Origin of the sequence: Amycolatopsis sp. NPDC051106 (assembly GCF_040682775.1) — a bacterium.
Classification (GTDB): Bacteria; Actinomycetota; Actinomycetes; order Mycobacteriales; family Pseudonocardiaceae; genus Amycolatopsis.
In genome coordinates, this window is the sequence record NZ_JBFBBQ010000022.1 from 1 (window position 1) to 22,854 (window position 22,854).

The 22,854-nt window shown below is 72.1% G+C and carries 20 protein-coding genes; 13 read left to right on the forward strand and 7 right to left on the reverse strand.

Annotated elements, in window-relative coordinates; genetic code table 11:
- Nucleotides 1–73: 73 nt before the first annotated feature.
- Nucleotides 74–835 (reverse strand): CDP-alcohol phosphatidyltransferase family protein, encoded by a 762-nt coding sequence (locus AB0M83_RS18705; RefSeq protein ID WP_364518558.1) that lies wholly within the window; start codon nucleotides 833–835, stop codon nucleotides 74–76.
- 78 nt (nucleotides 836–913) lie between these two features.
- On the opposite strand from AB0M83_RS18705, the gene AB0M83_RS18710 reads away from it, so the two are divergent.
- The 6 genes from AB0M83_RS18710 to ribA are packed head-to-tail and all read left to right on the forward strand — an operon-like array spanning nucleotide 914 to nucleotide 5,860.
- Nucleotides 914–1,876 (forward strand): zinc-binding alcohol dehydrogenase, encoded by a 963-nt coding sequence (locus AB0M83_RS18710; protein WP_364518560.1) that lies wholly within the window; start codon nucleotides 914–916, stop codon nucleotides 1,874–1,876.
- Between the two features lie 31 nt (nucleotides 1,877–1,907).
- Nucleotides 1,908–2,306 carry a 6-carboxytetrahydropterin synthase gene (locus AB0M83_RS18715; RefSeq protein ID WP_284742883.1) on the forward strand — a complete coding sequence of 133 codons (399 nt, stop codon included), beginning with the start codon at nucleotides 1,908–1,910 and terminating at the stop codon, nucleotides 2,304–2,306.
- The gene (locus tag AB0M83_RS18720) at nucleotides 2,303–3,370 is read left to right on the forward strand and encodes a glycosyltransferase family 4 protein (protein ID WP_364518562.1); all 1,068 of its coding nucleotides are present in this window, start codon (nucleotides 2,303–2,305) and stop codon (nucleotides 3,368–3,370) included. Before AB0M83_RS18715 ends, AB0M83_RS18720 begins: the two co-directional genes overlap by 4 nt.
- Nucleotides 3,367–4,194, forward strand: coding sequence for a class I SAM-dependent methyltransferase (locus tag AB0M83_RS18725; RefSeq protein ID WP_364518564.1), 828 nt, complete (start codon nucleotides 3,367–3,369; stop codon nucleotides 4,192–4,194). Before AB0M83_RS18720 ends, AB0M83_RS18725 begins: the two co-directional genes overlap by 4 nt.
- Complete coding sequence (locus AB0M83_RS18730) at nucleotides 4,191–5,210, forward strand: lysylphosphatidylglycerol synthase transmembrane domain-containing protein (RefSeq protein ID WP_364518566.1); 1,020 nt, start codon at nucleotides 4,191–4,193, stop codon at nucleotides 5,208–5,210. The genes AB0M83_RS18725 and AB0M83_RS18730 overlap by 4 nt, the downstream gene beginning before the upstream one ends.
- Nucleotides 5,207–5,860 carry a GTP cyclohydrolase II gene (gene ribA / locus AB0M83_RS18735; RefSeq protein WP_364518568.1) on the forward strand — a complete coding sequence of 218 codons (654 nt, stop codon included), beginning with the start codon at nucleotides 5,207–5,209 and terminating at the stop codon, nucleotides 5,858–5,860. The genes AB0M83_RS18730 and ribA overlap by 4 nt, the downstream gene beginning before the upstream one ends.
- Here the strand turns inward: ribA and AB0M83_RS18740 are convergent.
- Complete coding sequence (locus AB0M83_RS18740; RefSeq protein WP_364518570.1) at nucleotides 5,849–6,547, reverse strand: creatininase family protein; 699 nt, start codon at nucleotides 6,545–6,547, stop codon at nucleotides 5,849–5,851. The genes ribA and AB0M83_RS18740 overlap by 12 nt on opposite strands.
- A gap of 28 nt (nucleotides 6,548–6,575) precedes the next feature.
- On the opposite strand from AB0M83_RS18740, the gene AB0M83_RS18745 reads away from it, so the two are divergent.
- The 4 genes from AB0M83_RS18745 (at nucleotide 6,576) to AB0M83_RS18760 (ending at nucleotide 11,509) form a co-directional block, all read left to right on the forward strand.
- Complete coding sequence (locus tag AB0M83_RS18745) at nucleotides 6,576–7,376, forward strand: inositol monophosphatase family protein (RefSeq protein ID WP_364518572.1); 801 nt, start codon at nucleotides 6,576–6,578, stop codon at nucleotides 7,374–7,376.
- A gap of 141 nt (nucleotides 7,377–7,517) precedes the next feature.
- Nucleotides 7,518–9,014 (forward strand): protein kinase, encoded by a 1,497-nt coding sequence (locus tag AB0M83_RS18750; protein ID WP_364518574.1) that lies wholly within the window; start codon nucleotides 7,518–7,520, stop codon nucleotides 9,012–9,014.
- Between the two features lie 120 nt (nucleotides 9,015–9,134).
- Entirely contained in the window at nucleotides 9,135–10,193 is a 1,059-nt protein-coding gene (locus tag AB0M83_RS18755; protein ID WP_364518748.1) for a glycosyltransferase, read from the forward strand.
- 377 nt (nucleotides 10,194–10,570) lie between these two features.
- A complete protein-coding gene (locus AB0M83_RS18760; protein WP_364518576.1) occupies nucleotides 10,571–11,509 on the forward strand; it encodes an RNA polymerase subunit sigma-70 in 939 nt (312 codons plus the stop codon).
- Here the strand turns inward: AB0M83_RS18760 and AB0M83_RS18765 are convergent.
- From AB0M83_RS18765 to AB0M83_RS18775, 3 genes are all read right to left on the reverse strand, one after another.
- A complete protein-coding gene (locus tag AB0M83_RS18765; RefSeq protein WP_364518578.1) occupies nucleotides 11,496–14,738 on the reverse strand; it encodes a GH92 family glycosyl hydrolase in 3,243 nt (1,080 codons plus the stop codon). The two genes, AB0M83_RS18760 and AB0M83_RS18765, sit on opposite strands and share 14 nt — an antisense overlap.
- 131 nt (nucleotides 14,739–14,869) lie before the next feature.
- Nucleotides 14,870–15,493: a response regulator transcription factor gene (locus AB0M83_RS18770; RefSeq protein ID WP_364518580.1), complete on the reverse strand. Its 624-nt coding sequence runs from the start codon at nucleotides 15,491–15,493 to the stop codon at nucleotides 14,870–14,872.
- A complete protein-coding gene (locus AB0M83_RS18775) occupies nucleotides 15,490–16,647 on the reverse strand; it encodes a sensor histidine kinase (RefSeq protein ID WP_364518582.1) in 1,158 nt (385 codons plus the stop codon). Before AB0M83_RS18775 ends, AB0M83_RS18770 begins: the two co-directional genes overlap by 4 nt.
- A 104-nt stretch (nucleotides 16,648–16,751) precedes the next feature.
- Between AB0M83_RS18775 and AB0M83_RS18780 the strand changes: the two genes are divergently transcribed.
- Entirely contained in the window at nucleotides 16,752–17,267 is a 516-nt protein-coding gene (locus AB0M83_RS18780) for a heme-binding protein (protein ID WP_364518584.1), read from the forward strand.
- 37 nt (nucleotides 17,268–17,304) lie between these two features.
- Here AB0M83_RS18780 and AB0M83_RS18785 read toward each other — a convergent pair whose 3' ends face one another.
- Nucleotides 17,305–18,147 (reverse strand): LysR family transcriptional regulator, encoded by an 843-nt coding sequence (locus tag AB0M83_RS18785; RefSeq protein ID WP_364518586.1) that lies wholly within the window; start codon nucleotides 18,145–18,147, stop codon nucleotides 17,305–17,307.
- Nucleotides 18,148–18,230: 83 nt separating this feature from the next.
- Here AB0M83_RS18785 and AB0M83_RS18790 point away from each other — a divergent pair, with 83 nt between their 5' ends.
- Together AB0M83_RS18790 and AB0M83_RS18795 are read left to right on the forward strand one after the other, a co-directional pair.
- Entirely contained in the window at nucleotides 18,231–19,454 is a 1,224-nt protein-coding gene (locus AB0M83_RS18790) for an MFS transporter (protein WP_364518588.1), read from the forward strand.
- Between the two features lie 127 nt (nucleotides 19,455–19,581).
- Complete coding sequence (locus AB0M83_RS18795; protein ID WP_364518590.1) at nucleotides 19,582–19,764, forward strand: hypothetical protein; 183 nt, start codon at nucleotides 19,582–19,584, stop codon at nucleotides 19,762–19,764.
- A 41-nt stretch (nucleotides 19,765–19,805) separates the two neighbouring features.
- Here the strand turns inward: AB0M83_RS18795 and AB0M83_RS18800 are convergent, their stop codons facing one another.
- The gene (locus tag AB0M83_RS18800) at nucleotides 19,806–22,715 is read right to left on the reverse strand and encodes a tetratricopeptide repeat protein (RefSeq protein ID WP_364518592.1); all 2,910 of its coding nucleotides are present in this window, start codon (nucleotides 22,713–22,715) and stop codon (nucleotides 19,806–19,808) included.
- Nucleotides 22,716–22,854 lie beyond the last annotated feature (139 nt).

Here is a 22,854-nt window from a genome sequence, read left to right on the forward strand (position 1 = left end):
GTCCGACGCACCGAAGGCCGCCTTGGGTGCGTCAGACGCAACCAAGGCCACATTGGGGCGCTTGAGACTGGGGCTAAGCCGCCTGGTTGTGGCCCCGCCAGACCGTGCCGTGCGGACGTCGCAGCGTCGCGCGGGTGAGCTCCACGATCCGGCCCGGCTCCGCCGTCGCCACGCGGTGGCGGGCCAGCCACACCGTGTCCCGGCCGAACGACCACACCAGTGACCCCAGCGCCGCCACCACGAAACCGAACGAGACCACTCCGGGCAGCAGCCCGGAAACCGCGACCACCAGCACCACGCCCTGCACCGCGGCCACCGTCTTCCGGGCCATGCTCGGGTACAGCGGCGCCGTCAGCCACGGCAACGCCCACGAAGCGGCCACGAACGCGTACCGCATCAGGCCGATCGCCAGCACCCACAGCCCGAGCGTGCGGGACACCTGGATGCACAGCAGCAGGATCAGGAACGCGTCGACCTCCATGTCGAACCGGGCGCCGAACTCCGACGCCGTGCCCGTGCGGCGGGCGACCTGGCCGTCGAAACCGTCCATCGCCAGCGCGACCGCGACCAGCCCGACCAGCAGCCAGAGCGGGTGACCGCCGTCGGCGATCAGCTCGGCCGCGCCGCCCACCAGGACCGCGCGGGCGAACGTGATCCAGTCCGCCGGGCCGAACTTCCCGCGGCCGCTCTGCCGCAGGCCCCAGCCCGTCAGCAGCACCAGCGCGAGGCCGTACACGGCCCCGGTCGCCCAGGCGACCGGGGATAGGGAACCGGCTCCGGCGGCGAGCGCCCACACCGGGACCGCAGAGCGTAGGAGAAGTCCGTTCTTGATCATCTTTAACTCCGCGAATCGGCACGGGTGCTCATAAGGTGGCGGCGACACCAGCCTCCGGTCGCCTGCAGAGGAGAACACGTGGAACAGGCTTTCTGGGTTCAAAGCCCCGGCGAAGGTGCCCTCCGTTCCGTGACCTTGCGTGAGCCGGGCGACGGCGAAGTCCTCGTCCGCACGCTCTGCTCCGGCGTCTCCCGCGGCACCGAAACCCTCGTCTTCCGCGGCGGTGTCCCGGCGAACCAGCACGACGTCATGCGCGCGCCGTTCCAGGAGGGCGAGTTCCCTGGGCCGGTGAAGTACGGCTACCTCAACGTCGGCGTCGTCGAACAGGGCCCGGCCGAGCTGAAGGGGCGGACCGTCTTCTGCCTCTACCCGCACCAGACCGCGTACGTCGTCCCCGCGAGCGCCGTGACGCCGGTGCCGGACGCCGTCCCGCCCGGCCGCGCGATCCTCGCCGGCACCGTCGAGACCGCGGTCAACGCCGTCTGGGACGCGAAGCCGAAGCTCGGCGACCGGATCGCGGTGATCGGCGCCGGCATGGTCGGCTGCAGTGTCGCGAAACTGCTCCAGGGCTTCCCGGCCACCCGCGTGCAGCTGATCGACGTCGACCCGGCACGCGCGGAGATCGCCGAAACCCTCGGGGTCGAGTTCTCGACGCCGGAAGCCGCGAAAGCCGACTGCGACCTCGTCGTGCACGCGAGCGCGTCCGAAGCCGGACTCGCCAAAGCACTGGAGCTGCTCGCGCCGGAAGGCGAGGTCGTCGAACTGTCCTGGTACGGCGACCGCCGGGTGAGCGTGCCGCTCGGCGAGAACTTCCATTCGCACCGGTTGACGATCCGCAGCAGCCAGGTCGGGACGGTCGCGCGGCCCGACCGCGACTACGCCCAGCGGCTCGGCCTCGCCCTCGAACTGCTGGCCGATCCGGCGTTCGAAGCGCTGGTCAGCGGCGAGTGCATGTTTGAAGATCTTCCATCCGTGTTACCCCGGCTCGCCGCGAATGAACTTTCCGCCCTCTGCCTCCGTGTCATGTATCAGCCGCAGTGACCACGTCCACCCGAACGCATCGGAGGTCTTGGTGTTCAGCATCACCGTCCGTGACCACGTGATGGTCGCCCACAGCTTCCGCGGAGAAGTCTTCGGACCCGCGCAACGCCTGCACGGCGCGACCTTCGTGGTGGATGCCACCTTCCGCCGCACCGACCTCGACGAGGACAACATCGTCGTCGACATCGGCAAGGCCACGGAAGAGCTCGGGGCGGTGCTGAGCGACCTGAACTACCGCAACCTCGACGACGAGCCGGTGTTCAAGGGCATCAACACGTCGACCGAGTACCTCGCGAAGGTCATCGCCGACCGCCTCGCCGACGCCGTCCACGCCGGACGCCTCGGCGAAGGCGCCCGCGGCCTCGAAGGCATCGCCGTCTCGCTGAAGGAATCGCACGTCGCCTGGGCGAGTTACGAGCGTGCCCTGTGAACTCTCTCTACGTGGTCCTCCCCGGGGACGTCGACGACGCGTCGGTCCCGAGTGGCGGCAACACCTACGACCGCCGGGTGTGCGACCGCCTCACCGAGGCCGGCCTCGACGTCCACGAGATCGCCGTCTCCGGCAGCTGGCCGCGCCCGGACACCGAGGCTCGCGCGGTCCTCGGCCACCTGCTCTCCGCGCTGCCCACCGGGTCCGCGGTCCTGCTCGACGGCCTGGTCGCGTGCGGTGTGCCCGAAGTGATCGTCCCGCAGGCACGCCGGCTGTCGCTTTCGGTGCTGGTGCACCTGCCGCTGGCCGACGAGACCGGCCTGCCGCCCGCGCTGGCCGCCGAGCTCGACGCGCTCGAGCGCGACACGCTGCGGGCCGCCAGCTCCGTCATCGCGACCAGCGAGTGGGCCGCGCGCCGGCTGGTGAGCCACCACGGTCTCGCCCCGCACCGCGTGCACGCCGTGCCGCCCGGCGTCGACCCGGCGCCGCCGGCCATCGGCACCGACGGCATGTCGCGCCTGGTCTGCGTGGCCAACGTGACCCCGCGCAAGGGCCAGGGCGTGCTCGCCCAGGCCCTGGAAACCGTCGCCGACCTGCGCTGGACGTGCGAGTGCGTCGGCGGGATCCGGCGCGAGACGAAGTACGTCGAACGGCTGCGCGAGCACCGGCTCGGCGACCGCTTCACCCTCACCGGTCCCCGCACCGGCACCGCGCTGGCCGCCACCTACCACTCCGCCGACCTGCTCGTCCTGCCCTCGCGCGGCGAGACGTTCGGCATGGTCGTCACCGAAGCCCTCGCCCGCGGCGTGCCCGTGCTGACCACCGACGTCGACGCGCTGCCCGACACCGTCGGCGTCGCGCCGGACGGCTCGGTGCCGGGCATGCTCGTGCCCGGCGACGACGTCGAAGCGCTCGGCGCCGCCCTGCGCCGCTGGCTCACCGAGCCCGAGCTGCGGGCCCGGCTGCGTGCCTCGGCGAAGCTGCGCCGCGAGACCCTGACCAGCTGGGACGACACCGCCCGCCGGATCGCCGACGTCCTGCAGCGGCAGGAGGCGGCGGCATGACCGCGTTCGCACCGGACTGGCTCTACCTGCGGGAACCCGCCGACGCCGCGGCCCGCGCCACCGAACTCGTCGACACGCTGCGCGAGCACCTGCCGGCCGGCGACCTGGTCATCCGCGACCTCGGCTGCGGCACCGGCTCGCTCGGCCGCTGGCTGGCCGCGCGCCTGCCCGGCACCCAGCACTGGATCCTGCACGACGAGGACGCGGAGCTGCTCACCCGCGCCCGCACCTCCCTGCCGGCCACCGCGCTGGACGGCAGCCCCGTCGACGTCGTCACCGAGCAGCGCGACGTCACCGCGCTGCGCGCCGCCGACCTCGCCGGGACGTCGCTGGTCACCGCGTCCGCGCTGCTCGACCTGCTGACCGAAGCCGAGGTCACGGCGCTGGCCAGGGCGATCGTCGAAGCGGGCTGCGCGGCGCTGCTGATGCTCTCGGTCACCGGCCGGGTGGAACTGTCGCCCGCCGACCCGCTCGACGCCGCTCTCTCCTCCTCGTTCAACGCCCACCAGCGCCGGCTCACCGGGGGCCGGCGGCTGCTCGGCCCCACCGCGATGGACGTCGCCGCGACCGCGTTCGGCAGGCTCGGCGCCAGGGTCGTGCGCGCCGAGAGCGCCTGGCGGCTCGGACCCGAGCAGGCCGAACTGCAGCGGCAGTGGCTCGAGGGGTGGGTCGGCGCCGCCGTCGAGCAGCTGTGGGAGCTGCGCCCGGCCGCCGAGGTCTACCTCCAGCGGCGGCTCGAAATGGCCGACGCCGGCGAGCTGCACGCGGTGATCCACCACGGTGACCTGCTGGTCCTGCCGCCGAGCCCGGAGGTGGCGGCGTGAAGCGCGCGCTGGCCTGGCTGCGGATCCTCGGCGCGTTGGCCATCCTCGGTGTCCTCGTCTGGCAGCTCGGCAGCGACGCCTTCCTCGACGGCCTCGGCCGGATCAGCGCGCCCGGCGTGCTCGCCGCCCTGGTCATCGGCTTCGCGACGACGCTGTTCAGCGCGGGGCGCTGGCAGATCGTCGCCACCCGGCTCGGCCTGCGGCTTTCGCTGCGCGGCGCGGTCGGCGACTACTACCGCGCGCTGTTCCTCAACGGCGTGCTGCCCGCGGGCGTCCTCGGGGACGTCCACCGCGCGGTGCAGCACGGCCGCGACTCGGGCGACGTGCCGCGCGGCGTGCGCGCCGTCGTCCTCGAGCGCACCGCCGGCCAGTTCGTCCTGATCGCGTCCGCGGTCACCGTCGTGCTCGTGTCGCCGGACGTCGTGCCCGGCGCGTTCCGCGAGGTCGTGACGATCACCGGCGTGGTCGTCGTGCTGGCCGCCGTCGGCGCGCTCGTGGCCGGCCGCCTGTTCGGCGGGCGGTGGATCCACAGCGAGTCGAAGTGGCGTCGCGGTTTCGCCGTCACCCTCGCCGACCTGCGGCTGGGCCTGTTCACCCGCGAGACCTGGCTCGGCGTGAGCTTCCTGTCGGTCGCGACGCTGGCCGGGCACCTGGCGCTGTTCGTCGTCGCCGCCCGCGTCGCCGGGGTCGGCGCGCCGGTCGGGCAGCTCGTGCCGCTGATGATCCTCGCGCTGCTCGCGATGGGTCTCCCGCTCAACGTCGGTGGCTTCGGCCCGCGCGAGGGCGTCTGCGCCCTGCTCTTCGGCGCGGCCGGGCTCGGCGCCGCCCAAGGCGTCACCGTCGCCGTCGTCTACGGGGTGCTCACGCTGGTCGCGAGCCTGCCCGGCGCCGGCGTCCTGCTCGTCCGGAGCGTCGCCGGGTTCCGCGTGACCCGCGCTCCGCACACCGGTGTCGTGTCCGCTCCGCGCATGGCGGCCGGCACCGGGATCGAATCGGAAGTGGGGTTGAAGTCATGACCGCAAGCGAAGTCGTCGGAGACCTGCCGCATCGTGCCGTCGTCGAGCGGGTGGTCGACACCCGGCTGCCGACCCGGCACGGGACGTTCCGCGCGGTCGGCTACCTCGATCGCACCGGCACCGAGCAGGTCGCGCTGGTCCACGGCGACGTCGCCCCGCTCGGCGCCCTGGTCCGCGTGCACAGCGAATGCCTGACCGGCGACGTCTTCGGCTCGACGCACTGCGAATGCGGCGACCAGCTGGCGGTGGCGCTGGACCGGATCGTCGAGGAGGGCTCGGGCGTGCTCGTCTACGTCCAGGGCCACGAGGGTCGCGGGATCGGCCTGCTCGCGAAGCTCGAGGCGATGCGGCTGCAGCAGGACGAGGGCCTCGACACGGTCGACGCGAACCTGGCGCAGGGCCTGCCGGTCGACGCCCGCGACTACCACGCGGCGGCGGGCATCCTGACCGACCTCGGCGTCCGCTCGGTACGCCTGCTGTCGAACAACCCGGCGAAGGTCGAACAGCTCACGCGCTACGGAATCCGGATCAGCGAGCGGGTTCCGCTGCTGGTTCCGCCGAACCCGGAGAGCCTGCAGTACCTCCGCACGAAGGCCGAGCGGATGGACCACCTGCTCCCGCACCTGGGCCAGGCGTTCTCAGGCGCCTAAAGCCTCGAGAACGCCGGCGAAGCGCTGGACCAGCGTGTCCAGCAGGACGTGCCCCTTCGCCGCGCTCGCCAGCGAAGGACGGCCGACCACCCCCGACTCCGTGTAGGCCCGCAGGCCCAGCGTCAGCAGGTGCTCCCGGTCGGTGACGTGGTCGGCCGTCTCGTGGCCGGGTCGGACGAGGTGCGGGTGCGCGTGCAGCAGGATCGACGTCTCCAGTTCGCCGGCGTGCATGTCGTCGTCCAGCGACGTGCGCAGGCCGGCCGCCGTGTGCGCCGCCTGCCAGTCCGCGACACCGGGGAACAGCGCCATCGCGCCGGCGGCCTCCTGGACCACATTGGACAGTACGTAGTTGCCGCCGTGCCCGTTGACCAGCACCAGCCGCCCGACGCCGGACGCCTCGAGCGACGCGGCGACGTCGGTGACGACGGCGTGCAGCGTGCGGGCGGAGATGCTCACCGTGCCGGCCCACGCCGCGTGCTCGTGGGAGCACGAGATCGTGATCGGCGGCAGGTGGAGGACGGGATACGCCTCCGCGACCGCCTTCGCGAGGGTGGCCGCGATGACCGTGTCGGTCGCCAGGGGAAGGTGCGCGCCGTGCTGCTCGAAGCTGCCGACCGGCAGCACCGCGACCCCCGCGCCCCGCCGCTGCTCGTCGGCCGTCGTCGATAGCGGGAACAGGTCGGTCATGAGCACGTCCCTTCACTAAGTTGGAGTCATGAGCGAGCATGCCGCACTACTGGACGTCGCGCGCGAAGCCGTGGCGAAGGCGACGGAGATCGTCCGGTCGCGCCCGGCTTTTTCCGTTTCCGCGAAAGGTGATCGCGACCTGGTGACCGACGTCGACATGGCGGTCGAGGACGCGCTGCGGGAGTTCCTCACCGCCGAGACGCCGGAGATCGGGGTCCTCGGCGAGGAGCGTGGCCGCAGCGGCGACGGCGGTGGCCGCTGGTGGGCGCTCGACCCGATCGACGGCACCGCCAACTTCGCCCGCGGGATTCCGCTCTGCGGGATTTCCCTGGCGCTGGTGGACGGCGAGCACAGCACGGTCGCGGCGATCGCCCTGCCGTACCTAGGCGTCACGTACACCGCCGCGCGCGGCGAAGGTGCTTTCGCGAACGGGGAGCGCGTCGGCGCGTCCGCCGCGACGGAGATGGCGGACGCGATGATCGCCGTCGGCGACTTCGCGATCGGCCGGTTGGCGGAAGAGAAGAACGCCGCGCGCCTGCGGCTGCTGTCGGACCTCGGCGCGCGGGCGCAGAAGATCCGGATGCTCGGCACCGCGGCGATCGACCTCGCCTGGGTGGCGGACGGAAAGCTCGACGCCGCACTGATCCTGTCCAACAACCCGTGGGACACCATGGCCGGCGTACTGCTCGTGCGCGAGGCCGGCGGCGCCGTCGTGGACCGCGACGGCAGCGAGCACACGGTCGGTTCGTCGTCGACGATCGCCGTCGGTGCCGGGCTGCGCAAGGAGATCGTGGACGCACTTGATCGGGCCTACGGGGTTGTTCGTTAGGATTTGCGGGTACACGGTGGGCAGCGCCACAGCGCTCGATTGCGCTGTCCGTCCAAGGTTTTCGGTTACGTTGGTACCGGCCGGCGGATGATCCTGGCATGCTGGCCGGATCTCGTCGGGACACTTTGTCAAGAATGGTGGATGCTCGTGGAAAGTCGCCGGATCCGCGATCGGTACCGGCTGCTCGAGCCGATCGGCGGCGGCGCGATGGGCACGGTGTGGCGGGCCCAGGACGAAATGCTCGGCCGCACCGTGGCGATCAAGGAACTCCTGCTGCCGCACGACCACGACGAGCACCGCACCGAAGAGGCGAAGAACCGCGCGATGCGCGAGGCGCGGATCGCCGCCCGGTTGCAGCATTCCCACGCGATCACGGTGTTCGCCGTCCTCGAGGAGGAGGACCGGCCGTGGTTGATCATGGAGTACCTGGCGTCGAAGAGTTTCGCCGTCCTGATCCAGGACGAGCCCGTCTCCGTCGACGACGCCATCCGCATCGGCGCGCAGATCAGTTCGGCGCTGGCCGGCGCGCACCGCGCCGGGATCGTGCACCGCGACGTGAAGCCGGCCAACATCCTGGTCTCCGACGACGGCACGGCGAAGATCACCGACTTCGGCATCTCCCGCGCGATCGGTGACGTCAAGCTGACGGCCACCGGCGAGATCGCCGGTACGCCCGCGTACCTCGCGCCCGAGGTGGCCCGCGGCGAGGACGCCGACTTCGCCGCCGACGTCTTCTCCCTCGGCGCCACGCTGTACGCGGCCGTCGAGGGGCAGCCGCCGTACGGCACGGCGGACAACCCGATCGCCTTGCTCTACAAGGCGTCCAGCGGGGAGATCGAGCCGCCGGCCAAGGCGGAGCGGCTGACCCCGCTGCTGGAGCGGATGCTCGCCACCGACCCGGCCGCGCGGCCGTCGATGGACGAGGTCGAGCAGGAGCTGCGCGCCCTGCTGACCGACGCGGAGCCGGGCGAGTCGGTGCTCGCGGCGACGATCCCGGAGGCCGAGGTGGCTGCCGCGGCGGCCGTGCCGACCGTCCCGGACACCGTCGCCGTACCGCCGCCGCCGCCGTCGTCGCCCGGCGCGGTCGCCGCCGTGTCGCCGGGCGCGCGCAAGGGCATGATCGCCGTCGGGGCGGGCGCGGCGCTGCTGTGCGTCGCGGTCGTCGTCGCGATCCTGCTGGTCGTGCGCCAGAAGCCGCCGACGGACACCGCCGCGCCACCGGCCACGTCCCAGCCGCCGGCTTCGGTTTCCGTGACACCGTCGCCGTCGGCGTCACCTTCGCCGACGCCCAGTTCGCCGCCGGCGACCACGCCGCCGCCCACTTCGACGCCGGTGTCGCCGGTGTCCGCGACCAAGACGGCCGCCCAAGCTCTGTCCGACTACTACGCGCTGCTGCCGGGCAACCCGGCGGAGGCGTGGAAGCTGCTCACCGATCACTTCAAGTCGTCACGCGGCCAGACGTACGAGACGTACACCCGCTTTTGGGGGAGGTACAAGTCGGTGCAGGCGACCAGCGTCAAGGAGGTCGGTCCCAGCAAGGTGACCGCGCACGTCACCTACGACGGCGGGAACGCCGAGAACGACACCTTCACGATGGTCCAGGAAAACGGCGTCTGGAAGATTGACTCGCAGGGCTGAACCGACTCGCCACCGGCCGCGTGTGACAGATGAGCCGTCATCGTCGTCGACCGCGCTGGAGGTTGCCGTGTCCCGTCCCGCCGCTCTGCTCCGGCCTTCGCGATGAGGCCCGCCGACCCGATGGTGTTCATCCTCCCGGCCGCGCCGCCGGGGAGTGACACGTACGACAAGCGCATGTGCCAGAACCTGCCCGCCGTCGGGCAGCCGGTGCTGGAGCTGCCGCTCGCCGGCGACTGGCCGGAGCCGGACGCGACGTCCCGGCGTCGCCTGGCCAGATCCCTGGCCGCGCTGCCGGACCGGACGGTGGTGCTGCTCGACGGCGCGATCGCCTCGGGCGTGCCCGAGATCGTCGTCCCGCACGCGCGGCGGCTGCGGCTGGCCGTGCTGGTGCACCAGGCCCTGGCCGACGAGCCGGGCCTCGACCCGGCGCACGCGGCGGAGCTGGACGCGTGCGAGCGCGAGACGCTGCGGATGGCCGGGATGGTCGTCGCGACCAGCCCGTGGCTCGCCCGCCTGCTGATCGACCGCCACGACCTCGACCCGGGCCGCGTGTACGTGGCCAAGCCGGGCACCGACGCAGCTCCGCTCGCGGCGGGCGCCGACGGCGTCTCCCGGCTGCTGTGCGTCGGCGACGTGACCCGCCGCAACGGCCAGGACGTGCTGGTCCAGGCCCTCGGCGAGGTCGACCACCTGGCGCTGTCCTGCGTCATGGCCGGCTCGCTGGAAGTGGACCGGGGGTACGTCGACGAGCTGGGGTGGTCCATCGAGCGCCTCGGCCTGGGCGGCCGCATCACGCTGACGGGCGACGCGGTCGACCTGGGCGCCGCCTACAACGCGGCCGACTTGCTGGTCATCCCGGCCCGCGCGGCGACGTCCGGGATGTTCGTCGCCCAGGCGCTGGCCCGCGGAATCCCGGTGCTGGCCACCGAGGTCGGCGGGGTGTACGACGCCCTCGGCGTCGACGCGGACGGCGAGATGCCGGGCCTGCTGGTCGAGCCGAACGACCCGTTTTCCCTGGCGGACGCGTTGCACCGGTGGTACGCGGACCCGGAGCTGCGCCGGTCGTTGCGGACGGCGGCCCTGGGCCGGGGAAGTGCGCTGGAGGAGTGGGAGGTCGCGGCGCGGCGGCTCACGCAGGCGCTGTCGAGGCTGGCTTCCGAGCCGCGCATCGTCGCCTGACGCTTGCCGCGGAGGCGGTGGGTCCGAGAACCTGGCCGGATGTGGCCCCGACGTCGGACCTCGTCGCCGAACGAACTCGCCTCCGAGCGGGGATTCCTGGAGCTGGTGGGGCGGCGGCCCGACCTCCCGCTCTGAGATATTTCCTCGCTGGTCTTCACCGCGCTCTCCACGATCGTGCTCGGCATCCCCCGAGATTTTCGATCGCGTTGCCCCTGCTCGCGGCCGTCACGGTGCTGACCGGCTCGATGCCTTCTACGCCGAACAGCAGGAACTCCGGGCCGACGTGAGCCGCCGGTGGGTCGAGTGCGCGCCGCAGCCGGAAGTCCGGCCTTCGCCCTGACCGATTCCTTTCGCCGCCGCCGGCGGTCAGCAAGAGTGTGACTGTGGATTTCGAGCCGTACCGGCGTGAGCTGCTGGCCCACTGCTACCGCATGCTCGGCACGCCCGACGAGGCCGAGGACGTCGTCCAGGAGACCTACCTGCGCGCGTGGCGGGCCTACGACCGCTTCGAAGGCCGGGCCTCCGTCCGCTCCTGGCTCTACCGGATCGCGACGAACGCCTGCCTCACCGCGCTGGAGCAGCGGGGGCGGCGGCCGCTGCCGTCCGGGCTGGGCGCGCCCGCGGCCGATCCGGATGCCCCGCCCGTCCCGGCCGAACCCACCGATCTCTGGCCGCGGCCGATCCCGGACGCCTTGGTCACCTCCGACGCCGACGACCCGGCGGAGATCGCGGTGGCCCGCGACGGCGTCCGGCTGGCGTTGATCGCCGGGCTGCAGCTGCTCCCGCCACGCCAGCGCGCGGTGCTGATCCTGCGGGAGGTGCTGGCGTTCCCGGCGGCCGAGGTCGCGGAGATGCTCGGCACGAGCGTCGCGGCGGTGAAGAGCACCCTCCAGCGCGCCCGCGCCACCCTCCAGGACGCTCCGGAGGTCGGCTCCCTCACCGAGCCCGAGCAGCGCGAACTCCTCGACCGCTACATGAGCGCGTTCATGAACTCGGACCTGGCGGCGCTGGAGAGCGTCCTGCGCGACGACGCGGTGATCGAGCCGGTGCCGTCCCGGACGTGGTTCGCCGGAAAGCGGACTTGTGTCGCATTCCTGCGACACGTAATGGGCGAGCCGGGCGAGTGGCACATGACGCCGACCCGAGCGAACGGCCAGCCCGCGGCGGCGGCCTGGTACCGCGGCGAGCCGTTCGGCTTGGCGGTGCTGACCCTCGGCAAGGGCGGCATCGCCCGGATCACCGTCTTCGGCTTCCCTGACCTGGTGGAGCGGTTCGCCGGGGCGGACCCGGCGAACCGGACCATCACGCCAGGGTGAGCGCGTAAATCTCGACCCGCGGGTCGTTCGGCAGGCTCACCGACTGCAGTGTCTTGCCGGAATCCAACGCGGCTGCGACGCCGAACAGCCGGACCGACGGCCCGTCGACTCCGCTGCCCGCCTTGATGCGGTGCGGCATGTCGAGCACGACCGACGCCCCCGAGCCCGCCCAGTCCGCGAACGTCACGGCCAGGTCGGCGCTGGTCCCGTCGGTGTAGTGCGCGGTCAGCGTCGTCGACACCGGACCGTTGTGCGACGACCCGACCAGCTTCAACGCCGCGTGCTGACCCGCCGGAAGCAGCAGCGACTGGCCACGGGCCTCCACGAAGTTGGGCGAAGTCCCCGAAGCGTCCGGCGCCGCGTACGTGACGCCGTCCCAGGTCACCGGGCCCGCCGGCGGAAGCAGCGAAGCGTCGTAGCTCCAGCCGCCACCGTCGAAGTTGCCCTCGGTGGACGCCGGCACCGTCGCCGTGCCGTCGTGGTTGTAGTCGCGACTCAGGTCGACCGCGCACGAAGTGCCCGGAACGCAAGCCGAAGGTGTCCGCACCTCGACCGTCGCCGATCGGGAGACGCTGTTCGCGCCCAGCCCCGAGACCTTGACCTGCACCGGGTACGTCCCCACCGCGGCCCCGGCGGGCACCGTCACCGTGATCGGCACCGTCTTCTGCACCGGCAGCCGTCCCGACCAGATCAGGTCGATCGGCTGAACCTTGACCTTCCACCCGGACGGCGCCGTCGCCGACACGGTCACCGGCTGCAGCACCGGGTTCTGCGCGAGGACGTCGAGGTCGAGGTGCACCTGCTGGGCCGCGCCGGCCGGGATCACCACGGACGACTGCCGCAGCGACGCGTCGACGTGCCGCCGCAGGTCACCGGCGGCGTTGTTCACCGACGGCGGCTCGGCAGCGGCCGAAGTACCCCACGAAGAGGGCTTCGACCCCAGCTTGTGCGAAAGCGTCCCGCCGTGCGCGATGGCGGACCAGTCCAGGGACGTCTGCCGGACGTCCCGGCCGTTGAGCGACACGCTCTGGACGTACCGGTTGGTGTCGCTCGCACCCGGCGCGTTCACGGTCAGCGTGCCGCCCTGCGACCGGCCGTACTGTCCGATCCGGACGGTCGCCGACTCGAACTGCGGGCTCGACAGCGCGAGGAAGTTCGCGCCGCTCATCGTCGGGTACAGCCCGAGCGAGGAGAAGACGTACCACGCGGACATCGTGCCGAGGTCGTCGTTGCCCGTCATGCCGTCCGGGCCGGTGGTGAACAGCGTCATCGCCGCGCGGACGACGGTCGCGGTCTTCGACGGCGTCCCGACCCAGTTGTACATGTACGGCGCGAGCAGGTCGGGCTCGTTGTTCGGGTTGTACGTCGCCTTGCCGTAGTAGTCGTACGGGCTGGAGATCCAGTCGTTGCGCGCGGTGCCCGCCGGATCCTTCAGAAGGTTGTCGTAGGCGAAGAAGGAGTCGAGCCGCTTCTCGGTCGTCTTCTTGCCGCCCATCAGGGAGACGAGCCCGGCCGGGTCCTGCGGCACGAGCCACTGGTACTGGTAGGCGCCGCCCTCGTGGAACTGGTGGTCGGCGTCGACCGGGTTGTACGGCGTGAGGAACGTGCCCTCGGTCGTGCGCGGGCGGAACTGCTGGATCGAGGAGTCCCACAAATTGCGGTACCACTGCCCGCGGTCGGCGAACATCCGCGCGTCCGCGCCGTGGCCGAGCCCGCGGGCCATCAGCGCCAGCGCCGCGTCGGCCGCCGAATACTCCATGGTCGCGGACGCCGGGTGCTCGCAGTCGTTGTCGCCGCCCTTGGCCGCGCAGTCCTTGCCGAGCTCCAGGCCACTCGGGATGTAGCCGCGGTCGTTGTAGTAGTTGACGCCGGAGCGGCCGTTGTACGGCGAATCGGCGGGCGGCGTGCTCGTCGCGTTCTTCTTGAGCAGCCCGTACGCCTCTTCTTCGTGCCCGGCGAGCAGGCCCTTCGACCATGCTTCGACGAGGAACGGTGTCACGGGGTCGCCGGTCATGATGTTGGTTTCGCTCTCGGCCAGCGCCCACCGCGGGAGCCACCCGCCGTCCCGGCCGATGGCGACCACCGACAGCGCGACGTCCCGCGCGACCTGCGGTTCGAGCATTTCGAGGAGCTGGTTCTGCGGCCGGTAGGTGTCCCAGAGCGAGAAGTTCTGGTAGGGCGTGTAACCACTCGCCGTGTGCACCTTGCCGTCGAAGCCGGTGTACGCGCCGTCGGTGTCGCCGGCCAGGTTCGGGTGCAGCTGCGAGTGGTAGAGCGCGGTGTAGAACGCCGTCTGCCGCTCGGTGGTGCCGCCGCCGATCTTGATGGCGCCGAGCCGGTCGGCCCACTGCTGGTGCAGCGCCGCACGGGTGGCGTCGAAGTCGAAGTTCGACGTCTCCGCCGCCAGGTTCTTCCGCGCACCGTCGAGACCCGTGTACGACAGGCCGACCTTGAGGACGACGTCGTGGTCGGTGGTGGCGTCGAAGCTCGCCCAGGCGCCGTTGCCGCCGGTGCCCGCGGCGTCGCGGCTGCCGTCGGTGCGCGTCGAGCCGCGCCAGGTGCCGTAGGAGCTGAACGGCCGGTCGAAGGTGGCCGTGAAGTAGACGGTGTGCTCGTCGTGGCCGGCGCAGAACCCGCCGGCGCGGACGCGGCCTTCGAGGGTCCGGTCGCCGACGACGTGGATCTCGGAGTCCTTGACGGACTGGTTGGCCTGTCCGGTGTTGAACAGGACGTTCGCCTGCCCGGTCGAGGGGAAGGTGTAGCGCTGCCAGCCGGTGCGCGCGGTGGCCGTCAGCTCGGCGTTCACGCCGTACTTCTGGAGGCCGACGCGGTAGTAGCCGGGTTCGGCGTGCTCGTCGTCGTGGCTGTACGCGGACTTGTAAGCGTCTTTGTCAACGTTGTCGACGGCGCCGGTGGTCGGCATGATGGGCAGCTCGCCCATGACGCCGCAGCCGACGCCGGACAGGTGCGTCTGGCTGAAGCCGTAGATCGCGTTCTGCAGGTAGTCGTAGCCGCCCTGACCGCCGGTGTCCGGGCTGACCTGCACCATTCCGAAAGGCGCGCTCGCACCGGGGAACGTGTTGCCGAAGTTCTGCGTGCCGACGAACGGGTTGACGAGGCTCACCGGATCCACCGGGGCGGGCGCGGCCTGCGCCACGGCGGGCGCCAGGCCGACGACCACCACCCCCGCGGCCACCGCGGCGGCCAACCGTCTGCTCTGCGACCACATGGGCGCACCTCCAGGAGATGACAACGTTGTCAGAAGCGGACCTATGGTCAGGCCCTCGATCGGTGAGCAGCTTTCCACCTCGATGGGCGTTTGAGAAGACCTCAGCCGGCCGCTTCTCGCGGCAAAGGCGTCTAGTCCAGGAGCCGCTGTTCCTTGGCCACCGCAACGGCCCCGGAGCGCGTGTCCACCTCGAGCTTCCCGTAGATCCGGCTCAGGTGGGTCTTGACCGTCGCTTCGCTGATGAACAGCGCGCGGGCGATCTCCTTGTTGCCCAGCCCCTGGGCGAGCTGGCGGAGGATGTCGAGTTCGCGGCCGGTCAGCGTGGGCCGCGGGGCGCGCAGCTGGGCCATCATCCGGTCGGCGACCGGCGGGGACACCGCGGTGCGCCCGGCGGCGGCCGCGTCGATCGCCGCGTACAGCTCGGTGGCCGAGCCGGCTTTCAGGAGGTACCCGGTGGCGCCGGCGGCGATCGCGCGGCTGATGTCCGCGTCGGTGTCGTAGGTCGTCAGGACGAGGATCCGGGGTGCGCCGGGGCTGCTCCGGATCCGGCGCGTCGCTTCGATCCCGTCGATGCCGTCCCCGAGCTGGATGTCCATCAGGACGACGTCGGGCCGCACGGCCGCGGCGGTCGCGACGGCTTCCTCCCCGCCGGCCGCCTCGGCGACGACCTCGATGCCGTCCGCCGCCGCCAGCAGGGCCCGCAATCCGGCGCGGACCACGGCGTGGTCGTCGCACACGAGTAGGCGAATCGTCACGGAGCAGCCTCCAGCGGGATCGCGGCCGAAACGACCGTGCCCTGGCCGGGCGCGGACTCCACGGTCAGCCTGCCACCGAGCTGCCCGGCGCGGACCCGCATGGCCGGGAGCCCGTGGCCGCGTTCGCCGGGCTCGGGCTCGGTCACGAGGAACCCGCGCCCGTCGTCGGCGACGTCCAGCACGACCTGGTCGTCGAGGTAGGTGAGCGTGAGGACGACGTTGCCCGCGCCCGCGTGCTCACGCGCGTTGGCCAGCGCGCCCTGGGCGATCCGGACCACAGTGGACTGGACGCGCTCCGGCAGCGGGCGCTCGTCGCCGTCGATGCGGACCTCCACCGGCAGCCCGGCCCGGCCGGCCACGGCGCGCAACGCCTCCTCGAGGGTGGCGCCGGCGAGGTCGGCGGGCGCGAGGTCCTGGACGAGCCGGCGTGCCTCCGCCAGGTTGCCCGCGCCGACCCGCTGCGCGGCGCGCACGTGTTCGCGGGCCAGCTCGGGCCGGTCCCAGGCCTGGTCGGCGGCCTGCAGCAGCATCGCCTGGCTGGACAGGCCCTGCGCGAGCGCGTCGTGGAGCTCCCGGGACACCCGGTGCCGCTCGGCCAGCACGCCGGCTCGCCGCTCGGACTCGCGCAGCCGTGCGGCCTGCCGCCGCATGAAGGTGATGACGGCGGCGGTGACCGCGGCGATGGCGATCGGCACGATGGTGAGGTTCGGGTCGAAGCCGTCGGCCAGCCGGTTCTGCGAGACGACCACCAGTGCCGTGATCACGGCGACCAGGGCGAGGGCCTGCCCGGCCGGCAGCGTGCGCAGGCCGGTGACCAGCAGGGGGATGGCCGACCAGGCGAAGCTGGGGGCGAGCACCACCAGGACGATCCAGAGCGCCAGGACGACGGTCAGCCAGCGCAGGGTGCCCGGCCGGAAGGCCAGGCCCACGCCGTACGCGAGGACCAGCGCCGCGGTGAACACGATCACCCAGGGCTGGAGCGGGTTGCCGTCGTGGCGCGTCAGGAAGCGGACCGCCGAAGCGAGCACCAGCAGGACGAACGCCGAGTGCAGGACCGCGGCGAGCCACCGCGCGTCGGATTCGGCCGTCATGCCGTCCATGCTCGCTCCCTTCGGGTCCGGCACCAGCGTCAGCCCGGCGGAACGGCCGCGCATCAGCCGATCGGATGACCCGGTTGTCGGCCGGGACGACGACCGGATCACCCCCGGGCCGGGCTGAAGCTGGAGTCATCGAACCCGATCGACCCGAGGAGCAGACCATGATCGCCACCCGTACCCGGATCGCCGCCGTCGTCGCCGGCCTCGCCGCTGTCGGTGCCACGACCGTCGGCGCCGTGTCGGCCACCGCGGCCCCGGCCCCTTCCAAGGGCGTCATCCAGACGTCGCACCTGTCGATCGCCTCCGCGCAGAAGGCCGCCCAGGCCGCGCTGGACGCCGCGGGCAAGGCCGGCCAGCACGTGTCGGTCGCGGTGGTCGACCGCGACGGCAACACCGTCCTGACCCTGCGCGGCGACGGCGCGGGCCCGCAGTCCTACAGCTCCGCCCAGCAGAAGGCCTTCACGGCGGTGTCGTGGAACGCCAAGACGTCCGAGCTGGTCGGCCGCCTGCAGCAGACCCCGACGTTGAAGGACATCGACGGCACGCTGTTCCTGGCCGGCGCGGTCCCGGTGACCGCGGGGTCCGCGCCGATCGCCGCGGTGGGTGTCGCCGGCGCGCCGTCCGGGGCGCAGGACGAGGCGTTCGCCCAGGCCGGTGTGGACGCGCTCGGCAAGTGACCCGTGTGACTCCCGTGCTGATGCCCGAGCGCGGTGGTCAAGCCCTGACGCCGGCGGTGGCGAGCAGCGCGGCGACACTCGGCTTGTGCTCGTCGCGCCGCCGCCAGGTCAGGGTGATGCCGGTCGTCCGCCCGGCCAGCGGGACGGCGACCGCGCCGGGGTGGTCGACCATCGCGGGCACGATGCCGCACCCGAGGCCGGCGGCCACGCAGCGCCCGAGCGCGGCGAGGCTGCCGACCTCGGTGCCGACCACCGGCCCGTCGATCCGGTCGAGCATCTCCCGGAAGCCGCAGCCCTTCGGCGTGGCGAGGAACCCGACGCCGCGAAGGTCGTCAGGCCGGATTTCTTCCTTCAGCGCCAACGGATGCCCGGGCGGTGCGATGACGACGAGCGGCACCTCGCCGAGCGTCCGGCCGGCGAACGCGGGATCGTCCGGCGGGGCGCCGAAGGTGACGCAAACGTCCATTTCGGACTCGCGGACGCCTCGGTACAGCTCGCCGCGCCCGCCTTCCTTGACGGACAGCCGGACGCGCGGCCACCGCGCCCGGTAAGCGGCGAGGATCGGCGGAACCCAGTGCGTGCACAGGGTTTCGAGCGCCCCGATGGTCAGGTCGCCTTCGGGCTCGCCGCGTTCCTCCTCGACGGCGGCCTTGGCTTCCTCGACCAGCTCGAGCACCTGGTCGGCGTACCCGGCCAGCCGTTCCCCGGCGGCCGTGAGCTTCCTGGTGGCGCGGTCGAAGAGCTGCGACCCGAGTTCGGCTTCGAGGGCCTGGATCTGTTCGGTGACACTGGACTGCGCGTAGTGCAGCTCGGCGGCGGCGTGCGTGAAGTTGAGCGTCCGCGCGACGACGCGGAAGGTGCGCAGGTGACGCAGTTCCATGACGGCCCCCATCGGCGTTCCCGATACCCGCCATCGTAACTGCCTGCTTCCGCCGGTGTCACGGAGAGTCCAGGCTTCTTCTTGTGGCAAGACTCCTCACCGGCCTTTCGCTGGGCTACTTCCTGGTCATGCTGGACACGACGATCGTGACGGTGGCGCTTCCCGCGCTGTCACCGTCCATATCGGACCAGCAATGGATTTCGAACGGCTACACGCTGACGTTCGCGGCGTTCCTCTTGACGGCCGGCGCGTGGTCGGACCGCTTCGGCGCGCGCCGGGTGTTCTTCACGGGCCTGACGTCGTTCGCCGTGCTGTCCTTGTTGTCGGCCTTGGCTTTCTCGCCGATCGCGTTGATCGTCCTCCGCGCTTTGCTCGGTGTGGCGGGTGCGCTGCTGGTGCCGTCATCGCTGTCTTTGATCGCTTCGGCTTACCCCTCCGCCGCCGCGCGAGCGAGAGCGATGGGTATGTGGGCGGCGGTGAGCGGAACGGGCCTGGTGGCGGGCCCGCTCCTGGGTGGCCTCCTGACGCAGGCGTTCGGCTGGCGCGCGATCTTCGTGGTGAACGTCCCGGTGGCGTTGGTGGCCCTGGTGCTCTCCCGCTCGGCCCCCGCGACGCCGCCCAAGCCGCGCCGGTTCGACGTGATCGGCCAGCTCTCGGTCGTAGCCGCTTTGTCGACATTGACGTACGCCCTGGTCGAGGCCGAATTCTGGGTGCTCCTGCCGTCCTTGGCGGCGGCCGCGGTGTTCGTGGCGTCCCAACGTCGTCCGGGCGCGATGCTGCCGGTTTCCCTGCTTTCCGGAAAGCTCCTGGCGGGCATGATCGTGAACTTCGGGTTGTCGGGCGTGTTGTTCGTGCTGTCGCTCTATTTCCAGGAAACGCGCGGTTATTCGCCGTCGGCCACGGGCCTGGCTTTCCTGCCATTGACGATCCCGACGGCGTTCAACCCGATCTTCACGGGCCGGCTGGTGGCCAGGATCGGTCCGCGCGTCCCGGCGATCTCGGGTTTCGCGCTGATGGCGTCGGGTGTGTTCCTCCAGGCATTCACGTCCTTGTCGGTGCCGGCGCTGGCGCTGCTGGGTTTCGGGGTTTCCCTGGCCATCCCCTCGTTGCTCACGGCGGTGGTGGGCTCGGCCCCGCCCGAACTGGCGGGCACGGCGGGGGGAGCGTTGAACGCCGCCCGTCAGACGGGCGCTGTCCTCGGCGTGGCCGTCCTGGGCGCGCTCCTGAGCACGACCTCGACGACGACCGCACTCGTCGTGGCCGGCGCCGTACTGTGCACCGGCGCCTTTCTGTTTCCTGAAAGGTGACTGTTTCCTATTTCCGCAGGCAACAGGAAACGCCTTGTTGACGCACGCCGCCTGACGAATCCTGGGTGCAGGGCCCGGAAATCCTCCGGAATCCCTGAAAACCACCCATTCCTTTGGAGGATTCGTCATGTCCATGCCCAAGAAGCTGGCCAGAATCGGCGGCCCGGTCCTGGCCCTCTGCATCATCGCGGCGGCGCCGCTGATCGGGTCCAGCGCGGCGTTCGCGGACGGCGACGGCACCACCCCGCCGCCGCCCACCACCAGCGGCCCGCCGCCCGCGGGCACCGACGGCAACCCCTGGCACGGTTGATGTGCGCCGGGCCGGCCGGGCCCCGGCCGGCCCGGACTGCGTCAGCGTGCGGCGCAGGCGCAGTCCAGCGCGGCGCGTTCGTCCCGCACCGCACCGGCTTCCGGCAGGTCGAGCGCGTCGAAGCCGGTTTCGGCGGCCGTCCAGTGCGGGACGGCGCCCGTGTGCTCACCCAGCGCGTGGAGCGTTTCGGCGACACCGCGGTGCGCGCGCGCCTGGTACGCGCGGTTTCCGCTGCCGTCGGCGAGGTCCAGCGCCGCTTTGCTCGCCGTCAAGGCGTCCCGCCGGGCACCCCGGGCGAGCGCGGTCGCCCCGCGGTCGAGGTAGAGCTGGATGCGCAGATCGGCGTCCGGCACGTTCGCCGCTACGTCACGAGCCTTGTCGTGGTAGCGCACCGCCTGGTCGAACCGCCCCTGCTTGCGGTGCACGTTCCCGAGGTTGTTCAGCGCGTAGGCCTCGACGCAGTGGTCCCCGACCTCGGCGGCGTGCGCGTGCGCGTCGGTGTAACTGGCCAGCGCCTCCGGAAGCTGGCCCAGGTTCTCCTGCACGGACCCGAGGTTGTTCAGCGCGTGCGCCACGCCCTGGACGTGGCCGATTTCGCTCAGCATCCGCGCGGCCGCCGAGTGCTGGCCCAGCGCGACGTCGAGGTTGCCGTGCAGCTCGTTGAGGTAGCCGAGCATGCTCAGCGCGTGGGCCTCGCCCCGCCGGTCTTCGGTCTGCTCGTACTTCGTCAGCGCGACCTCGAGGTGGGCGATCGCCTGCTCGTGCTTCCCCAGCTCCATCGTGGGAATCGCGAGCGCGCACAGCGTCGCCGCCTCACCTCGCGGGTCGCCGAGGCGGCGCCACTTCGGCAGCGCCCGGGCGGCCAGCTCCAGCGCCTCCGCGAGCTGCCCGCGCCGATCGTGCGCGGTGGCCAGCCGCAGCAGCACGTGCGCCTGGCCGTAGTCGTTGCCCGGATCCGCCGAGACGATCTCCCACGCGAGTTCGAGGGTGCCGATCCAGTCCTCGAACTGGTTGGTCGTGTTGAAGTAGCGCCACAGCAGCACGGCGAGGCGCCACGTGTGCTCGGGCAGGTCGTGCCGGGCGGCGTAGTGGATGGCGGCCACGAGGTTGTCGCGCTCGGCGACGATCCACCGCAGCCCGGCGCCGGAGTCGGCGAAGTCCGGGGTCACCGCGCAGGACCGGTCGGACGCGGGCAGCTGCGCCCGGTCGAAGGGGTACGCGGCCCCGACGGCGGCCGCCAGCGTGACGAGGTAGAAGTCGAGCAGCCGCACCAGCGCCGGCCGGGGTGCCGGCTCGACGGCGGCGAACTCCTTGAGCGGGTCCAGCATCTGGTACCGCTCCGGCGCGGCTTCCTCCAGCAGGCTGACCTCGTGCAGGTCGTCGAGCAGCAGCCGGGCTTCGGCGACGTCGCAGCCGGCGAGCGCGGCGCCGCCGGCGACGTCGACGTCCGGCCCGGGCAGGCTGCCGAGCAGCCGGAACAGGGCGCGTTGCGGTTCGCCGAGCTGCTGGTAGGACACCCGGACGGCGGCGATGCCGTCTTCGTCGTCCGCGCCCCAGGGGCCGTTCTCCTCGAGCAGCCGGAGGAGGTGATCGAGCGGCCACCGGTCGTGCCGCCGGAACAGCGCGGCCGCCACCCGGATCGGCATCGGCAGGTACCCGCAGCGCTTGACGATCAGCGCCACTTCGGCCGCCCGTCCGCGCACCCGCGGCGGTTCGGTCAGCGCGTGGAACAGCTCGGCCGCTTCTTCCGGCGGCAGCGGCGAAAGCCGGATGTTCTCCCCGGTGTCCGCGTCGCCCATCCGCCGGCTGGTGACGACGGCGAGGCAGCCGTCGGCCTCCGGCAGCAGCGGCCGGATCTGCTCCGGTGTCGCGGCGTTGTCCAGCACGACGAGCGTGCGCGTGCCCCACAACGTCGTCTGGTAGAGCGTGGCCTTCCGGCCGACGGTGGCCGGGATCTGTTCGGTCGGCACGCCGAGCTCGACCAGCAGCTCGGTGAGCGCGTCGCCGACGCTGGTCTCGGGAACGCCCGGCGTGAAGCCGTTCAAGCGGGCGAGGAGCTGGCCGTCGGGGAAGCGATCACGCAGCCGGTGCGCCGCCTCGACGGCGAGGCCGGTCTTGCCGACGCCGGGCGCGCCGCTCACCCAGACGGCGTGGCGCCCCCTCGCGGCGGCCTTCTCGATCATGGCGATTTCGGTGGCGCGGCCGGTGAACTCGCCGGGCCGCGACGGCAGGGAGCTGGGTGGTTCCCCGTGTTCGGCGCGCGCGGCGAGGTTGCGGAGCACGGGACCCGGCTCCATGCGCAGCCCGGCGAGGGCGTCGCGGGTGCTGTTGAAGACGCGCAGCGCGCCGACGCGGTCGCCGCCGGCGATCAGGGCGCGCATGAGGAGTTCGGCGTGCTTCTGGCCGGCCGGGTCGGACCGGACGAGCGGCCGCAGCCGGTCGCGCGCCGAGCGGTGGTCGCCGGTGTCCAACTCCAGCTCGGCGAGGTCACCGACGGCGTCGGGCAGGCTTTCCTCCGGAAGCGCGACCTCGGGCCCGCCGACGCGGTCGATGTCGATGTCCTCGAGGAACCGCCCGCGCCACAGGCCGACGGCTTCCCGCAGGAGCTCGATCTTCCGCCGCGGGTCGTCGGTCCGGCCGGCTTCGGCGCGCAGCCGGTCGAACCGGACGGTGTCGAGCTGGTCGTCCCCGATGCGCAGGAGGTAGCCGGTCGGGGTGGTTTCGATGGTCGCGTCCCCGATGACCTCCCGCAGCCGCTTGATGTAGCCGCGGATCAGGGTGGGCTTGGCTTCGCGGTCGGCCCAGACGATCTCGGCGAGCCGGGCGCTCGAAACGGGCTTGTTGGCGTTCAGGAGCAGCACGACGAGGACGAACCGTTGCTGCTGGTCACCCAGCTGGACCGGCACGCCGTCGTGCCACGCCTCCAGCGGGCCGAGCATCCGAAACTCCACACAGCCTCCCCGGCGTCAGCTTGCTGTCCCCGATTGGTGTCGCGCAATCGGCCGTTGGAGTTTCGGTAATCCGCATTTCTTGCACGTTCGATACACACCGGGTTGCCAGACTCCGCCGGTCGTATCAGGGGTGAAGGAG

Bases quoted from the DNA above. Each gene is read 5' to 3' on its own strand.
- AB0M83_RS18785 (WP_364518586.1), bottom strand. From the start codon at position 18,147: ATGGAACTGCGTCACCTGCGCACCTTCCGCGTCGTCGCGCGGACGCTC.
- AB0M83_RS18725 (WP_364518564.1), top strand. From the start codon at position 3,367: ATGACCGCGTTCGCACCGGACTGGCTCTACCTGCGGGAACCCGCCGAC.
- AB0M83_RS18765 (WP_364518578.1), bottom strand. From the start codon at position 14,738: ATGTGGTCGCAGAGCAGACGGTTGGCCGCCGCGGTGGCCGCGGGGGTG.
- AB0M83_RS18705 (WP_364518558.1), bottom strand. From the start codon at position 835: ATGATCAAGAACGGACTTCTCCTACGCTCTGCGGTCCCGGTGTGGGCG.
- ribA (WP_364518568.1), top strand. From the start codon at position 5,207: ATGACCGCAAGCGAAGTCGTCGGAGACCTGCCGCATCGTGCCGTCGTC.
- AB0M83_RS18745 (WP_364518572.1), top strand. From the start codon at position 6,576: ATGAGCGAGCATGCCGCACTACTGGACGTCGCGCGCGAAGCCGTGGCG.
- AB0M83_RS18775 (WP_364518582.1), bottom strand. From the start codon at position 16,647: ATGCGCGGCCGTTCCGCCGGGCTGACGCTGGTGCCGGACCCGAAGGGA.
- AB0M83_RS18780 (WP_364518584.1), top strand. From the start codon at position 16,752: ATGATCGCCACCCGTACCCGGATCGCCGCCGTCGTCGCCGGCCTCGCC.
- AB0M83_RS18795 (WP_364518590.1), top strand. From the start codon at position 19,582: ATGTCCATGCCCAAGAAGCTGGCCAGAATCGGCGGCCCGGTCCTGGCC.
- AB0M83_RS18750 (WP_364518574.1), top strand. From the start codon at position 7,518: ATGCTCGTGGAAAGTCGCCGGATCCGCGATCGGTACCGGCTGCTCGAG.
- AB0M83_RS18740 (WP_364518570.1), bottom strand. From the start codon at position 6,547: ATGACCGACCTGTTCCCGCTATCGACGACGGCCGACGAGCAGCGGCGG.
- AB0M83_RS18755 (WP_364518748.1), top strand. From the start codon at position 9,135: ATGGTGTTCATCCTCCCGGCCGCGCCGCCGGGGAGTGACACGTACGAC.